General features: G+C 28.7%; 14 protein-coding genes. 6 read left to right on the top strand and 8 right to left on the bottom strand.

Annotated elements, in window-relative coordinates; genetic code table 11:
• Positions 1 to 106 precede the first annotated feature (106 nt).
• Together MHL31_RS11705 and MHL31_RS11700 are read left to right on the top strand one after the other, a co-directional pair.
• Positions 107 to 1567 carry a PAS domain-containing sensor histidine kinase gene (locus MHL31_RS11705; protein WP_240226138.1) on the top strand — a complete coding sequence of 487 codons (1461 nt, stop codon included), beginning with the start codon at positions 107 to 109 and terminating at the stop codon, positions 1565 to 1567.
• Positions 1568 to 1571: 4 nt separating this feature from the next.
• A complete protein-coding gene (locus tag MHL31_RS11700) occupies positions 1572 to 2348 on the top strand; it encodes an enoyl-CoA hydratase/isomerase family protein (protein WP_240226137.1) in 777 nt (258 codons plus the stop codon).
• A gap of 70 nt (positions 2349 to 2418) precedes the next feature.
• On the opposite strand, the gene MHL31_RS11695 is transcribed toward MHL31_RS11700, so the two are convergent.
• The 3 genes from MHL31_RS11695 to MHL31_RS11685 form a co-directional block, all read right to left on the bottom strand.
• Positions 2419 to 4938 (bottom strand): DPP IV N-terminal domain-containing protein, encoded by a 2520-nt coding sequence (locus MHL31_RS11695; RefSeq protein ID WP_240226136.1) that lies wholly within the window; start codon positions 4936 to 4938, stop codon positions 2419 to 2421.
• 156 nt (positions 4939 to 5094) lie between these two features.
• On the bottom strand, positions 5095 to 6636 hold the full coding sequence (locus MHL31_RS11690; protein ID WP_240226135.1) for a glycine--tRNA ligase: 1542 nt from the start codon (positions 6634 to 6636) through the stop codon (positions 5095 to 5097).
• Positions 6637 to 6744: 108 nt separating this feature from the next.
• Entirely contained in the window at positions 6745 to 7632 is an 888-nt protein-coding gene (locus MHL31_RS11685; protein ID WP_240226134.1) for a hypothetical protein, read from the bottom strand.
• 155 nt (positions 7633 to 7787) lie between these two features.
• Here MHL31_RS11685 and MHL31_RS11680 point away from each other — a divergent pair, with 155 nt between their 5' ends.
• Positions 7788 to 8474 (top strand): ComF family protein, encoded by a 687-nt coding sequence (locus tag MHL31_RS11680; protein WP_240226133.1) that lies wholly within the window; start codon positions 7788 to 7790, stop codon positions 8472 to 8474.
• Between the two features lie 83 nt (positions 8475 to 8557).
• On the top strand, positions 8558 to 10159 hold the full coding sequence (locus tag MHL31_RS11675; RefSeq protein WP_240226132.1) for an Ig-like domain-containing protein: 1602 nt from the start codon (positions 8558 to 8560) through the stop codon (positions 10157 to 10159).
• A gap of 6 nt (positions 10160 to 10165) precedes the next feature.
• On the opposite strand, the gene MHL31_RS11670 is transcribed toward MHL31_RS11675, so the two are convergent.
• Positions 10166 to 11401 (bottom strand): sodium:proton antiporter, encoded by a 1236-nt coding sequence (locus tag MHL31_RS11670; protein ID WP_240226131.1) that lies wholly within the window; start codon positions 11399 to 11401, stop codon positions 10166 to 10168.
• Position 11402: 1 nt separating this feature from the next.
• The gene (locus MHL31_RS11665) at positions 11403 to 11858 is read right to left on the bottom strand and encodes a DinB family protein (protein WP_240226130.1); all 456 of its coding nucleotides are present in this window, start codon (positions 11856 to 11858) and stop codon (positions 11403 to 11405) included.
• Between the two features lie 74 nt (positions 11859 to 11932).
• Here MHL31_RS11665 and MHL31_RS11660 point away from each other — a divergent pair, with 74 nt between their 5' ends.
• Together MHL31_RS11660 and MHL31_RS11655 are read left to right on the top strand one after the other, a co-directional pair.
• Positions 11933 to 12268: an arsenate reductase family protein gene (locus MHL31_RS11660; protein ID WP_240226129.1), complete on the top strand. Its 336-nt coding sequence runs from the start codon at positions 11933 to 11935 to the stop codon at positions 12266 to 12268.
• Between the two features lie 130 nt (positions 12269 to 12398).
• Positions 12399 to 13343: an outer membrane beta-barrel protein gene (locus MHL31_RS11655; RefSeq protein WP_240226128.1), complete on the top strand. Its 945-nt coding sequence runs from the start codon at positions 12399 to 12401 to the stop codon at positions 13341 to 13343.
• 60 nt (positions 13344 to 13403) lie between these two features.
• On the opposite strand, the gene MHL31_RS11650 is transcribed toward MHL31_RS11655, so the two are convergent.
• From MHL31_RS11650 to MHL31_RS11640, 3 genes are read right to left on the bottom strand one after another with little or no spacing between them, the layout of a single operon-like run.
• Positions 13404 to 13877, bottom strand: coding sequence for a DUF4252 domain-containing protein (locus MHL31_RS11650; RefSeq protein WP_240226127.1), 474 nt, complete (start codon positions 13875 to 13877; stop codon positions 13404 to 13406).
• 57 nt (positions 13878 to 13934) lie between these two features.
• A complete protein-coding gene (locus MHL31_RS11645; RefSeq protein ID WP_240226126.1) occupies positions 13935 to 14537 on the bottom strand; it encodes a DUF4254 domain-containing protein in 603 nt (200 codons plus the stop codon).
• Entirely contained in the window at positions 14534 to 15535 is a 1002-nt protein-coding gene (locus MHL31_RS11640) for a DNA adenine methylase (RefSeq protein ID WP_240226125.1), read from the bottom strand. The genes MHL31_RS11645 and MHL31_RS11640 overlap by 4 nt, the downstream gene beginning before the upstream one ends.
• Between the last annotated feature and the right edge of the window lie 38 nt (positions 15536 to 15573).

Below are 15573 nucleotides of genomic sequence, written 5' to 3'. Positions count from 1 at the left end.
TACTGTTAATTATTGACTGAAATTTTATAAGCATTTTTTATAAAAAATACCAATACCAACTTCCATAGAAAGTTAACAACATGCGAGTTGGTGAAAATTTATTTAAATGAAACTTAAACACCTCTCACTACGCATTCGCATATTTTTAGCAATGATATTGTTAATTTTTTTAGCTTCTATTTTAATTGCAACTGTAACAATTTACCAATACAAAGAACAAACCGATGAATACAATCAAGGTAGATTAGAAAGAAAAGAAGAAGCTGTAAAAGCCTCTATTAATTATTGGCTAAATAGTGGTAGAGGAAATACATTTCCAATAGTTGAAGAAAATTTAAAACTTATTTTCAGAGAAAAAATTCATGAAATTTCTGATATCGAAAAATTAGAAATCAATATTTACGATTTAGATGGAAATATTGCAAAAAGCTCACATTCTGGGTTTGTAAAAAGCGATGCACCTACAAAACTTAGCGATACAATTTTAAAAGGCATTAACAACACTGTAAAACACCGAGTTGTAAGTACTAAAACAATAAATGAAAACAGCTTACAATCGTCTTATTCTTATATTACAGATAATAAATTTAAACCCATTGGTATTTTAAATTTACAATATGTACAAGACAATACAAGTCATAATAAAGATTTAGAAGAGTTTTTAATTAGAATGGCATATGTTTATGCACTTATGTTTTTATTAGCTATTGGCTTGGCTTATTTTATTTCTAGCTATATTACAAGATCTATAAAAACGGTAACCGATAAAATGAGCCTAACACGCTTAAATCGCCGTAACGAAAAAATAATCTTAACAGATGCAAGTGCCGAAATGTTTACATTAGTAAATGCTTTTAATGAAATGATTGATGAATTGGAAGAAAGTGCCATTAAATTAGCAAAAGGAGAACGCGAACAAGCTTGGAGAGAAATGGCAAAACAAGTAGCTCATGAAATTAAAAATCCATTAACACCAATGCGTTTAACAGTTCAAAGTTTTCAACGTAAGTTTGACCCAAAAGATCCTGAAATTCACGAAAAAATAAATGAATTTAGTAAAATATTAATCCAGCAAATTGACACAATGAGTTCAATTGCATCAGCGTTTTCTAACTTTGCTAAAATGCCAACTCAAAACAGAGAAGAACTTAATGTTGTAAAAGTTGTAAAATATGCTTTAGATATATTTACAGAAGATTATATTTTATACTTCCCTAAAAAAGAAGAAATTATAGCAAAATTAGATAAAACACAATTAATTAGAATTGTTACCAATTTAGTTAAAAATGCTACACAAGCTTTAGATGAGGTTGAAAATAAAAAAATTGAAGTAACAGTTTCTGATGATGAGAAAAATGTTATTATTGTTGTTGCAGACAATGGTAAAGGAATTTCATTTGAAGATAAAGAAAAGATTTTTGAACCAAAATTTACTACTAAATCAAGCGGAATGGGCTTAGGTTTAGGAATGGTAAAAAACATTGTAGAAGCTTATAATGGAACCATTACTTATACAACACAAAAAGATACAGGAACAGTTTTTAAAATAATAGTACCAAAAAAATAATATTATGAATTTCGATACTATATTAATTGAGCAACAGGAGAGTATTGCCACAATTATAATAAACAGACCAAAAAAATTAAATGCCTTAAATAAAGATACAATTCTAGAATTACACCAAGCATTTAAATTTTTAGAAAACGACACCTCTGTAAAAGTTATTATTATAACAGGAAGCGGTGAAAAAGCTTTTGTTGCCGGAGCCGATATTTCTGAATTTGCAGATTATAATGTAGAAGAAGGAACTGAATTAGCTAGAGAAGGTCAAAACATACTATTCGATTTTGTTCAAAATTTAAGTACACCAGTAATTGCAGCCATTAACGGCTTTGCACTTGGTGGCGGATTAGAATTAGCAATGGCAGCACATTTTAGAGTAGCAAGTTCCAATGCTAAAATGGGATTGCCAGAAGTAAGTTTAGGTGTTATTCCAGGCTATGGAGGTACGCAACGTTTACCACAATTAGTAGGCAAAGGAAAAGCTATGGAAATGATTATGACCGCTGCTATGATTTCTGCTGAAGAAGCTAAACAATACGGTTTGGTAAATTATGTTGTAGAGCAAAATGAACTAATTCCTTTATGTGAAAAATTAGCAAGTAAAATTATTAAAAATTCTTCAGTTGCAATTAGTGCTGCAATTAAAGCCATAAATGCAAACTACACCAATTGCGTAAACGGATACAGTGTAGAAATTGAACAATTTGGCGTTAGTTTTGGCACTGAAGATTTTAAAGAAGGAACAACTGCTTTTTTAGAAAAACGCAAGCCCGAATTTGAATAAAATTATTTAACAAAAAAAGCTGTTTGAAAACTAAATTTCAAACAGCTTTTTTAAAATATATTAGTACGTATTAACCCTTTGGTTTATCTCTATTCATTTCAAGAATGTCAACATTTGTAGCTTCAACACCTAAAAAGTATTTACTAAAATGATCGGCACGTAACCAAAAAGAATATTCTGTCATTCTTCCAAAACTATGACGTTGTCCAGGCATTAACATAAATTTAAATCGCTTATTTGCTTTAATCAACGCATCAGCCATTCTAATAGTTCCTCCAGGGTGTACATTATTATCTACATCTCCATGAATTAACATTAAATTACCTTTTAAATTTGCTGCTAACGATTGATTTTTATCAATATCATATTTGTATTTTATACTTCCATCAGCTTGCATTTCTTCTTTAACACCATGGTGTGTTTCACTCCACCAACTATTGTATATAGAATTATCGTGATTTCCAGCTGAAGAAACCGCAGCTTTAAAGAAATCTGGATATACTAACATAGCTGCTGTAGACATAAATCCACCACCTGAATGACCGTAAATTCCAACTTTATCAATATCAATAAAATCGTGTTTATCTGCTAATTGTTCAGCAATATATTTTTTATCGGCTAAACCATAATCTCTTAGGTTACCATACCCATAATTATGATACCATTTAGAACGGTCTGGATGCCCTCCTCTATTACCAACAGTTACAACAATAAAACCAACCTGCGCCATACGATCTAAACGATCCATACGAATAGAAAATGCTTTATTTACAGCTTCGGTTTGTGGTCCAGGATATACATATTCTAATAAAGGATATACTTTGGTAGAATCAAAATCGAAAGGTTTATACATAACACCATACAAATCTGTTATTCCATCATTAGCTTTCATTTTAAAAGTTTCTGGAAATTTATATCCTGTAGCAAATAGTTGTGATAAATCTGCTTCTTCTAAACTCATAACAAGAGCACCTGTATTACTTCTTAATTCAGATTTTGGAGTGCTGTCTACTCTAGAATAATTACTTACAAAATATTTATTAGAATCAGACATACTAACATCTGTAGTAAAATCTCCAGGATTTAAAGTTTTTAAGCCCGATCCATTTAAATTAATACGGTATAAATGTTCGTAATAAGGATCCATAGTTCTATCTACACCGTTTGCTGTAAAATACATTACGCGAGACTTTTCATCAATCCCTTCAAAACCAGATACGTGGTAAGGTCCGTTTGTAATTTGGTTTTTTAAATTTCCTTTTGAGTCATATAAATAATAATGTCCCCAACCATCGCGTTCAGCCCAGAACAACATTTCAGTTTCATTATTAAACAATACAAATTCTTTCTCTTCAATATAAGTATTAAAACGCTCTTCAATTAAAACCTCAACATCTCCTGTATTGATATCTGCAACACAAATGTCTAATTTTTTACGATCTCTACTTATAGTACTAAAATAAATTTTTCCTTTTTCTGAAAGTAATAATGATGGTTTAAACTCGTCACTAGCCTCAGATTTTTTATACTTATGTCTGTAAACAGAAATACTTTGTTGCTTAACCGTATCTAACTTTACATTTAAAATTTCTTTTGAAGGAATATCAAATACTTGTAATTCTGTTTTATAATATTCTTGTTCTCCTGGCATATGGTATTTATAGGTTTCTAAAGTTGGTCTTTTTTTAGAAACTGAATTAATTACCCATAAATCTTTAATATCTCTAGCGTCTGTTTTTTGATAAATAAACTTTTTAGAATCTCTTGTCCAAAGACCTCTAACACCCTTTCTATCGTCCTTTTTTTCTTCTTTAGTTTCGTTATTTTCACCTCTAGAGCTTCCATAACCATAATTTTCAACACCATCTGTTGTCCATTGGTTTTCAACAATTGTTGAATCTTTTTCATCTTTAAGAGCTTTTAAAAAGTTCTCTTTATCCATCCAATATAAGTTGAAATTTTTTGAATATAAGACTACACTACTATCTGGAGATATGTTTGCCCAATATTTTCTTTTACTATCTTTTTTAGAATTATCTATTACTGTTAAGCCGTTACCACCTAATTTATATTCTAGAAAATATACTTTTTTCTCCATTTTTGGCTTTTGCTTTTTAGCCTTTTTGGTTCTGGTAGAATCTTTTCTTACAGCATCTCTATTTTTTTCTTTTTTATCATCTTTAGCTTCCACTTCTTCTGTTGAAGTAATTCTAAATTGAATTGCAGTTTCATTTTTAACAAATTTAAAGTTAAATCTAGGTAAATGCTGACCATCATATGGATCTTTGGTTATTTCAGTTAACCATTTAGCCATTTTATCGTTATCAAATAATTTTGTTCTGGTTTTTTTATCTGCATCAACTAAATAGTAATTAGAACCTTCAGAGGTTTTATATTGATACCAAAAACGGTTGCCATTTTTTAACCAGTTTGGCCTTACAGAAGTAGAGTGCACTAATTTGGCAAGATTAGTTGGCGAAAATTTAGAAGCCAACCTATAATTTGGCACTGGTACATCTGATGTTGGTTTATCTTGTGCTAAACCAGCGTAAGTACCTATAATAAAGAACAAAAAAATTATTTTTTTCATGATTTTAAAGTTAGGTTATAATTAATTTAAGCGATAAATTTCTTTAAAACTATTAACATAGCAATTGTGTATTTAAATTTTATCATTTCTTTAACAAAAAAGGCGCTCATTTTTTCAATGAAGCGCCTTTAAAATATTTTTTATTGAAATAAAAACTTACATTTTCATAAGCCAACTTTTTACATCAACTTCTTTTTTAATAATTTCTTTTAATTCAGAAATTTTAACGCGTTGTTGCTCCATAGTGTCTCTATGACGAATTGTTACAGAATCATCCGTTAATGTATCGTGATCTACAGTAATACAAAATGGTGTTCCAGCAGCATCTTGCCTTCTATAACGTCTACCAACAGCATCTTTCTCATCGTAATTAACATTAAAGTCCCATTTTAAATCTTCAACAATTTTTCTAGCAATTTCTGGCAATCCATCTTTTTTAACCAATGGTAAAATTGCAGCTTTAGTTGGAGCTAAAACAGCTGGTAATTTTAATACTGTACGTGTTGTTCCATTTTCTAATGCCTCTTCTTGTAAAGCGTGTGAAAAAACAGCTAAGAACATACGATCTAAACCTATTGAAGTTTCCACAACATAAGGCACATAGCGTTCATTTATTTCAGGATCGAAATATTGTAATTTTTTTCCTGAGAATTTTTCATGGCTTGATAAATCAAAATCAGTACGAGAATGAATTCCTTCTAATTCTTTAAATCCAAAAGGAAATTTAAATTCAATATCTGCAGCAGCATCTGCATAATGTGCTAATTTTTCGTGATCGTGGAAACGGTAACTATCTTCACCCATACCTAAAGAAAGGTGCCATTTTAAACGGGTTTCTTTCCACTGCTCATACCATTCTTTTTGTGTTCCAGGACGTACAAAAAATTGCATTTCCATTTGTTCAAACTCTCGCATACGGAAAATAAACTGACGCGCAACTATCTCGTTTCTAAACGCTTTACCAGTTTGTGCAATTCCAAAAGGAATTTTCATTCTTCCAGTTTTTTGTACGTTTAAAAAGTTAACAAAAATACCTTGAGCGGTTTCTGGACGTAAATATAAATCCATTGCAGTATCTGCAGATGCACCTAATTTTGTTCCAAACATTAGGTTAAATTGCTTAACTTCTGTCCAGTTTTTTGAGCCTGATAAAGGACACCCTATCCCTAACTCTTCAATTAAAGCTTTTACATCGGCTAAATCTTCTTTTTCTAAAGATTTACCCATACGCTGTAAAATAGCATCACCTTTTTCTTTATAACCAACTACACGTGGATTTGTTGCTAAAAATTGTTCTTTATCGAAAGATTCACCAAAACGTTTAGCTGCTTTTGCAACTTCTTTTTCAATTTTAGCATCTAATTTTCCAACATAGTCTTCAATTAAAACATCGGCTCTATATCTTTTTTTAGAATCTTTATTATCAATTAAAGGATCATTAAAAGCATCAACATGGCCAGATGCTTTCCAAATTGTTGGATGCATAAATATTGCTGAATCTAAACCTACAATATTCTCATGCATTTGCACCATTGCTTTCCACCAATAGTCTCTAATATTTTTCTTTAACTCAACACCGTTTTGAGCATAGTCGTACACTGCGCTCAAACCATCGTATATTTCACTTGATTGAAATACGTATCCGTATTCTTTAGCGTGTGAAACTACTTTTTTAAATTTATCTTCTTGATTTGCCATAATGCAAAAATAGTAAAGGTTTTAGTACAAAAAAACAAAAAAGTGGAAATAGCCTAAACTATTTCCACCTAATTAACATTAAATAAAATTAATCTGGAGTTACGTTTATTACTTTAAGGTTATTTTAGTTGCCCCAACAATATTACTTTCTATATAAATATTAACAGCATAAACACCTCTTTCTATTAAGTCTCTATCAACTTCTACTAAACTAACAACATCTATTGCTTCATTTAAATAATTTATAGTTGTGGTATCGCTGTAATTTACAGTTTCATTATTAAGTATTGTTACTTTTCCTTTACTTGCAATAGTTGTACCTGTTGTTACATCTATTATTTGAATGTAAACTTGACGTTCGCCTTTTTCAGAAATTTCGTTTTTTTCAACTGTAAAATTAATTCTAAAAGCATCTGTATTTCTTGCTCTAGAAGTTTCTACTAATTTACCATTGTTTCTTTCTCTCATTGCTAACACCTTAGCCGAGCTAACTTTTAAAACAGATCCTATTGCTACTTTTTCCGCTAAACTTATGTTTTGAAGAGACAAAGTATCGTTCACTGCAATTTGTCTGGTGATATGAACTCTTGCACTATCTAAATCTTTAGATAATAAATTATTTGCACCGGTTAAAGAATCAGTCATAAAAAATAAACGTCTGTTTGTTTTTTCTAACTCTGCAATTTGTTTTTTATATCGAAATATTAAATTAAGATTTGAAGCTTTTAGGTTTTTTATTGAATCTCTTAACGCTATAATACGATCTCTTTCAAATGCTAATTCGTTAGACATAGATGTATTTTGCCCAATTGCATCTTCGTATTTAACAATCATATTGTCTAAATTTAGCTCAATTTCTTCTTTCTCAACTGTGATGGCATCTGTTAGCTTTTTTTGTTGATTCATATTGTAAAAAGTAAAAGCTAACACTCCAATTAAAAGAATTGCTAAAACAATTACAATAATTTTACTATTTGATTTCTTTTCTTCTTCCATGGTTTAAAAATTAATTAAGGGTTTACAATTAAACGTAAAACGTAAAATTAAATTATAATTTAACACTAAAATATTGGGATTTTATTTTCTGAGGATTTATAAATTTAGTAACTTATTTTAACATATCATAATTTTTTTTGTACTTTAAAAAAGTTATGAATTTTCTTAAAGATATATTTACCATTTTTTATCCAGATATTTGCCTGTGTTGCAAAGATCAATTAACAACTAACGAGGAATTAGTTTGTATTAGCTGCCGGCACGATTTACCTACAACAAACTTTACTAACCAACCAGATAATATTGTAGAAAAAATATTTTATGGAAGAGTTGCTATTGTAGAAGCCACAAGTTTATTTTATTTTTTAAAAAAAGGAAAAGTACAAGAATTAATACACCAATTAAAATATAAAAATCAACAAAAAGTTGGAACATTTATTGGAGATTGGCTAGGCGAAATTATACTCGAATCTGAAAGGTTTAAAACAATTGACTGTATAATTCCAGTACCTCTACATAAGAAAAAACAACAACTACGTGGTTATAATCAAGTTTCAAATTTTGGTAAAAGCTTGTCTCAAAAACTAAATATTCCCTTTTATGAGGATATATTATTAAAAAAATCAGCAACCAAAACACAAACTAAAAAATTGCGCTTAGAACGGTGGAAAAACTCTAAACACCAATTTACAATACAAAACAATACTACTTTTAACTGCAAACATATTCTTTTAATTGACGACATTATTACAACTGGTGCAACATTAGAGGCTTGTATAAATGCTTTTAAAGACTATAAAAACATTAAAATTAGTATTGCAACTATGGCTTATACCCAATAAAAAAATTCAAAAATATAATACCTGAATAATTACTGCGTTTTTTTAATAAAATAATTGTTATTTTGTATCCAAAATAAATTTATATGAGGTTATCTTTATTAAAATTACTAAGTGTTTTAATACTTGCAAGTGTACTTTTTAGTTGTGCTAAAAGAGGAACTCCAACTGGTGGAGCTAAAGATACTATTCCTCCTGTATTACAAAAAGCTATACCTAGTAATGAAACAGTAAATTTTAAGGAAAAGAAAATAAGAATATATTTTGATGAGTATGTAAAATTGAAAGATGTAAACACACAACTTATTATTTCACCTCCTCAAAAAAATGAACCTATAATAACACCTACCGGTACCGCAAGTAAATTTATTACTATAAAAATTCTAGATACTTTAGATGCCAATACCACATATTTATACAATTTTGGAAACAGTATAGTAGATTATAACGAAGAAAATGAATTAGGAAACTTTAAGTATGTTTTTTCAACTGGATCTTATATCGATTCTTTAGAAGTTAGAGGTGAAGTAACGGACCCTTCTGTAAAAGGAATTGTAAAAGATTTAGACATAATGCTTTACGAATATGATACTGCATATACAGATTCTATTATTTTTAAACAAAAACCAAGGTACCTTTCAAACACTTTAGATACTTCTTTATACGAAATAACAAATGTAAAAAAAGGTAAATACCTACTTATGGCATTAAAAGATGCTAATAACAATAAAATTTATGATCCTGAAATTGACAAAATAGGTTATATTGAAGACACCGTAATATTTCCAACTGATAGCGTATACAATTTTACAATTTTTAAAGAAATACCAAAATTAAGTGTAATAAAACCTAAAGAAGTAAATAGCGGACATTTAATTTTTGGTTACAAAGGAAAAGCTAACGATTTAATAATTGAACTTTTATCCGATACACCTGACGATTTTAAATCTGAAATTATTTACGAAGCTAATAAAGATACTATAAACTTTTGGTACACTCCTTTTGAAGCAGATTCTTTAAATTTCACGGTATCTAAAGGCGAATATTATGAAGAGTTTACAGCCAATTTAAGAAGTTCTAAAAAAGATACATTAAGAATTCTGAATGGAAGCGGTAATACATTAAATTTAAGAGATACACTTTCTATAATTTCAAACACACCAATTATTAAAGTTGACACTTCTTTTATTTCGGTAAAAGTTCAAGACTCTATAAAAGTTGATTTTCAACCAATTTTAGCAGAATCTAAAACCAAATTATATCTAAATTTTGATAGAAAACCAGACTCTAAATATGCTGTTGAAATACTACCAAAAGCTATTACCGACATTTATAAAACCGTAAACGATACTTTAACGTTTAACGCTACCACTAAATTAGTTAAAGATTACGGAATTATAAATACTACCATAAAAAGTAAGATTAAATCTTCTTTTATAATTGAATTAATAGACAGTAAAGAAAAAGTAGTTAGAGTTGCTAAATTAAGCGACATAGGTACCGTTCAATTCGAGCTTTTAGAACCTGGAGTGTATTTTGTTAGAGTTACAACCGATATAAATAACAATGGAATTTGGGACACAGGAAACTTTTTAGAAAAACGACAACCAGAAAAAATTAAGTTTTTTGATAAAGAAATTGAATTAAAAGCCAACTTTGAACTTAATGAAACTTTTACCGTAGACTAATTAATTTTATTTAACAATCTTTTTTATTAATTTTCCTACGGTTAATCCTTGTACTATAATTGAAAAAACAACTATTATATAAGTAATCACTAAAAATAAATCGCGATGCATTTCTGTAGTTAAACTTAGTGCCAATGCTATAGAAATTCCTCCACGCAAGCCTCCCCAAGTCATAATCAAATTGGTTTTTGGTACAAAATCTAATTTTTTAGCATATAGCTTAATAGGCAACATTAACGATAAGTAACGTGCAAATAATAATGTTGGAATCAATAATAAACCTGCTAAAATATACATACTGTTATAAGTAAGAATTAGTAATTCCATACCTATTAAAACAAACAATACCGTATTTAAAAGAATATCAATCAATTCCCAAAATTTATCTACATATTGCTCGGTAATTTTACTCATAGACGACTTTCTAACAGTATCCGTACCAACTATTAAACCTGCAGTAACCATAGCTAAGGGAGCAGATAAATGTAAGTATTGTGCTAAAACAGTTCCTCCCATTACAGCTGCAAGCGTTATAATTACCTCAACATCGTAATCGTCAATAGATTTTAAAAGTCTATATGTAAACCAACCTAATAAAAGCCCAAGAGCAATTCCACCAACCACTTCAACTAAAAACATTTCGGCAATAGTTCCAAAAGTAACAGTTCCACTACCTTTTGCAATCTGATAAATTGTTAAAAAAACGACAACCCCAACTCCATCATTAAATAAAGACTCCCCTACAATTTTAGTTTCCAATATTTTTGGAGCAGCCACTTGTTTTAAAATTCCTAAAACAGCAATTGGATCGGTTGGAGATATTAGAGCTCCAAAAAGTAAACAATAAACAAAGTTTACATCTATATTTACTAATTTTAGCAAAAAGAATGAAAAAACTCCAATTAAAAAAGTTGAAATTAAAGTACTAAATGTAGCAAATATTAAAATTGGTTTTCTCTGTACTTTTAATTGTTGAAAATTGGTATGTAAAGCTCCAGCAAATAACAAAAAACTTAACATTACATCTAATAAAACCGTTTTAAAATCTATTTGTGTTATAAATAATTTTTCTTGTTCTAATAGCGTATTATCAAACATACTTGTGGCTAAAACCAACAATGTAAAAACAATTGTAATTACCATTAAACCAATAGTAGTTGGCATTTTTAAAAACCGAACATTTATATAACCAAAAAAGGCAGCAATAACTACTAATGTAGAAATAATGGCAAATAAACTCATTTTATATAAACTTTAGTAATTGTAATATAACTCCTAAATGAATTCCTTCGTGGTACATATTAAATTGTACAGCATCATCAACAGAATTTAAAGTTACACCAATACTTGTTGTATAGGTATTATATTTTTGAAAAATACCTACTTCATAATCATCCTCTAATCTTACAGGCAATTTCAATAATAATTCTTTAATTTCATCAAATTCTTCAGCAGCTATTATACCATTGGGTGCAGTACCTTTTTTATACTTTTCTATCATTTCTTCTGAAACCAAACATTTTAATCCAGAATTTTTGTAACATAATAATTGTTGTGTTACTACTAAATGAGCAATATTCCAAGCGATATTATTATTAAAACCTTCTGGAATTTTGTTTAATTGCTCGTTAGATAAATTAGCTGTAACTTTTAAAAGAAGTTTTCTTGTTTGAAGTAAATCGTCAAATTTTAGGTGCATACTATTGTTTTTTAAAATTATTCAAATTTAAAATAAAAACACAGTAAATTTACATTTACAATAATTTTATATCGATGAAAAAAATTTACTACTTAAAAACTTGCGATACTTGTAGAAGAATTCTGAAAGAAATGGACACTTCTGAATATATTATACAAGAAATAAAAACCGAACCAATAACGGTACTTCAATTAGAAGAAATGTACAACTTAACTAAAAGTTATGAAGTTTTGTTTAGCAAAAGAGCTAAAAAGTACAAACAGATGGATTTAAAAAATCAGAATTTAAGCGAAAAAGACTACAAACAATTAATTTTAGATGAATATACTTTTTTAAAACGCCCTGTAATTATTAATAACAACGATATTTTTGTAGGAAATACTAAAAAATTAGTCAGTTTTATTAAATAAACTTCAACAAAAAAGAAGATTACTGCATTTTTAGAGCAAATATCATAATTTATCTAAAATGTAACATTTATCGTTTGAAATATTTTTTATAAAAACTATATTGTGCTTTTACTAAACAATATAACTAATTATGAAAAAACATTTATTACTATTAGTTGCTCTAATAATAGCAACAAGTGCAAGTGCACAAGAATTTTATGTAAGCGCAAGTGGAGGATATTCTATTTCTAGTGCTGGAATACTTACTGGAACATCTTTAAATGATGGTCAAACTAAAGCTACTAATCATTATGGTAGTTATGGAGAAGGTACTAATTTTCAATTTCGTGTCGGTAAAATGTTTAATAAAACTTTTGGAGTAGAAATTGGTTTTGCATATTTGCATGGAGCAGATCAAGTAATTGACAGTTATGATAATTATTATGCTACTTCTGTATTTCCAATACCAAATTTAGGAGATTCTGACCCAGCAACTTTACTTGTTAACGATGTTACAAAAGGAAATGCACATGCAAGAGCCTATGGTTTATCTTTAGCTATTGTCTACAACTTTAATGAACATATCTATGGTAAATTTGGTGCAATTACCAAAGTTGGTGGTAAAACAGAAGCTACAGCAACAAATGTAGTGAATGTAACATTAACTGAAAATGTTTATGCTCCAGCTCCGGCTCCAGCAGGAACTATTGCAATACCAGCAGGCACACCTATAAAAACAGTTACTACAGACGTAGAACAAGAATACCATGGTAGAGTTCCTCTAGGATTTATTGCTGCTTTAGGATATAAACATGCTATAAGTGATAATTTAAATTTCTTTGCTGAATTAGAATACTTAGGTATAAATGTTACAAGAGATAACTCTGAGTATACAAAATTCACATCAGTTGATGTTAGCCATTTAGGTGCTCCAACTACTACTACAACTATTGATCAATTACCTTCAACAGAAGTTACTTATGAAGATTCAGTAGCCAACCCAAATAATGACCCATCAGTGGCATTATCATCTGTTGCTCCTTATTCATCGTTTGGACTTAACATTGGTATTTCATATACTTTTGGTAAAAAATAAACGCATTAAAACAACATAAAAAAGCCATTTAGATTAATTTCTAAATGGCTTTTTTTATAATTAATTACTTGTAATATTTAAATTAGATTTTTCAATAATTTTATTTAAATCCTTTTCTAAAATTTTAGTTTTTGCACCAATTAAAATATAATCATTATCACTTTTTACTTTTAAAACTATTTCTTTAATTGTATTCTTATTTTTTAAAAAATAAAGTTGAACCTTATCACCATTTTGGGCAACTCTAAAAAAGGTTGCATACTTCTTTCTTTTAATAAATCTATTTAACTTTTTATCTAACACCTCTTCTGAATTAGAAAAAACCATTAATTCGTAGTGTTTTACCTTTCTTAATAATGCTTTAAATTCACCCAAATCTTCTTTAGGCACAAACATATTACCTACAAAAGCAGATACGTTTATAGATAAATCTGAATCGTGTTGATTTTCTTTATAAAAAGAATGAAAAGATGATTTAGTTGCGCAAGAAGTTAAAATTAATGCAACTGCTAAAATTATAATATTTTTTTTCATAAAAAAGATGTTTAATCTATGACGATTAAACATCTTTTCTGTAACTATTTATCCAAATTATTTTTTGGCATATAACATTGGGTTTGTATCCTCATCGTTATACATTTTCATTTGTTTGTATACTTTTACGTATTTATCACCAGAAGCATAATCTGCTAATAAATCGTCTATTGCAGTAGATAAATCTACACGTTGTTCTAACAACACATTTAATTTTTCTTGGCATTTAGCTCTATGTTCTTCAGAAGCCGACTCTCTTGTAGCCTCTTCGTTCATATGATAAATTTTTAAAGCTAAAATAGAAAGTCTGTCTATTGCCCAAGCAGGTGTTTCAGAATTAATTTTTGCACCTTCTTTTACTTTTACATCTTTAAATTTATTTAAAAAGTAACTATCAATATACTCCACCATATCTGTTCTATCTTGGTTTGAAGCATCAATTTTACGTTTTAAAACTATAGCTTCAACAGGATCAATATCTGGTAAACGAATAATATCTTCATAATGCCATTGCACAGTATCTATCCAATTTTTTCTGTACAATAAATGCTCAAAAGAATTTTTATCATACGGATTTTCAAAAGGTTGATCTACACTATCTATAATGTGATATTTTTCGATTACTTCATCAAAAAGTTTGTTGTATTGTTCTGCTTTCATAATTGTTTCTCTAAAATATGTAAATATTCAACTGTCTTAGTTGCTTTGTGATTTCTGTTTTCTGTTTTATCGGCTTTAAAGCGTTGATAATCGGTTGTTTTTAAGCTGTATTTTCCGAAAGCACTCATAATGCTACTTATCTCATTTTCAGACATTAAACCCTCGTTATTATAACTTAAAAAAATGTATTTAAAGTTAGCATTTTTTATCAATTCTACGAAGGATTTTTTAACTTCATTTTTCTTACAATATGAAGACTTATAATAGCTTCTTAAACCTGTTTTACCTTGCGGTTTAAAAGAATCGTATTTAGCAATAGTAGTTAACAAATGGTAATTAGAACCATATTGGCGTGCGTTATATGGCGGATCTAAATATAAAATATCTCCTTTTATTTTTTTTATCAATTCATTTCCATCTTCATTAAAAACTTGATGCGAATTTTTTGTAATTCCAAAAACAGCTGGCTCAATAAGCATTTTTTTTTGTGCAGATTTTTTTATGTTTTTTAAATACGCTCCATAAACCGAAGCTGTATTTGCTACTTTATCTGCACCTTCAATTAAAGATGCTAACAAAAAATAATATGTATTGTCATTAATTTTATTGGTAGTTTTCCAAATTTCAATTTGCTGACGAATAGCATCTATTTTTTTTCCATTTTCTGAAGAGAAATACAACCTGCCTTCACTTCCATTTTCGCAATAATTTTGAAAAATAAAACCTTCAACTCCTTCTAAATTATTTAAAAAATCGATTTCTTTTTCAATTGCTATTGATGTATAATTTCCTATATAATTTCTATTTAATACATAGCTGTAGAATTCAACATCATTTGCAATAACTTGTTTTACTAGAGGCTTAAAATTACGACCTACAATTCCAGTACCAGCAAATAAATCGCAAAAAATAAGTTGAGAAACATCCTCTTTAACAGTATCTATTATTGCAGTTTTTAAAAACGATGCTAATTTATGTTTAGAACCTATATAATTCACTATTCAATATTGTTTTATATTACTGCAAGCGTTTGTTT

The sequence above is a fragment of the Lutibacter sp. A80 genome (genome assembly GCF_022429645.1).
Taxonomy (GTDB): Bacteria; Bacteroidota; Bacteroidia; order Flavobacteriales; family Flavobacteriaceae; genus Lutibacter.
The sequence above is the reverse complement of the archived record's forward strand: the minus strand, read 5'-3'. Positions and strand labels throughout refer to the sequence as shown.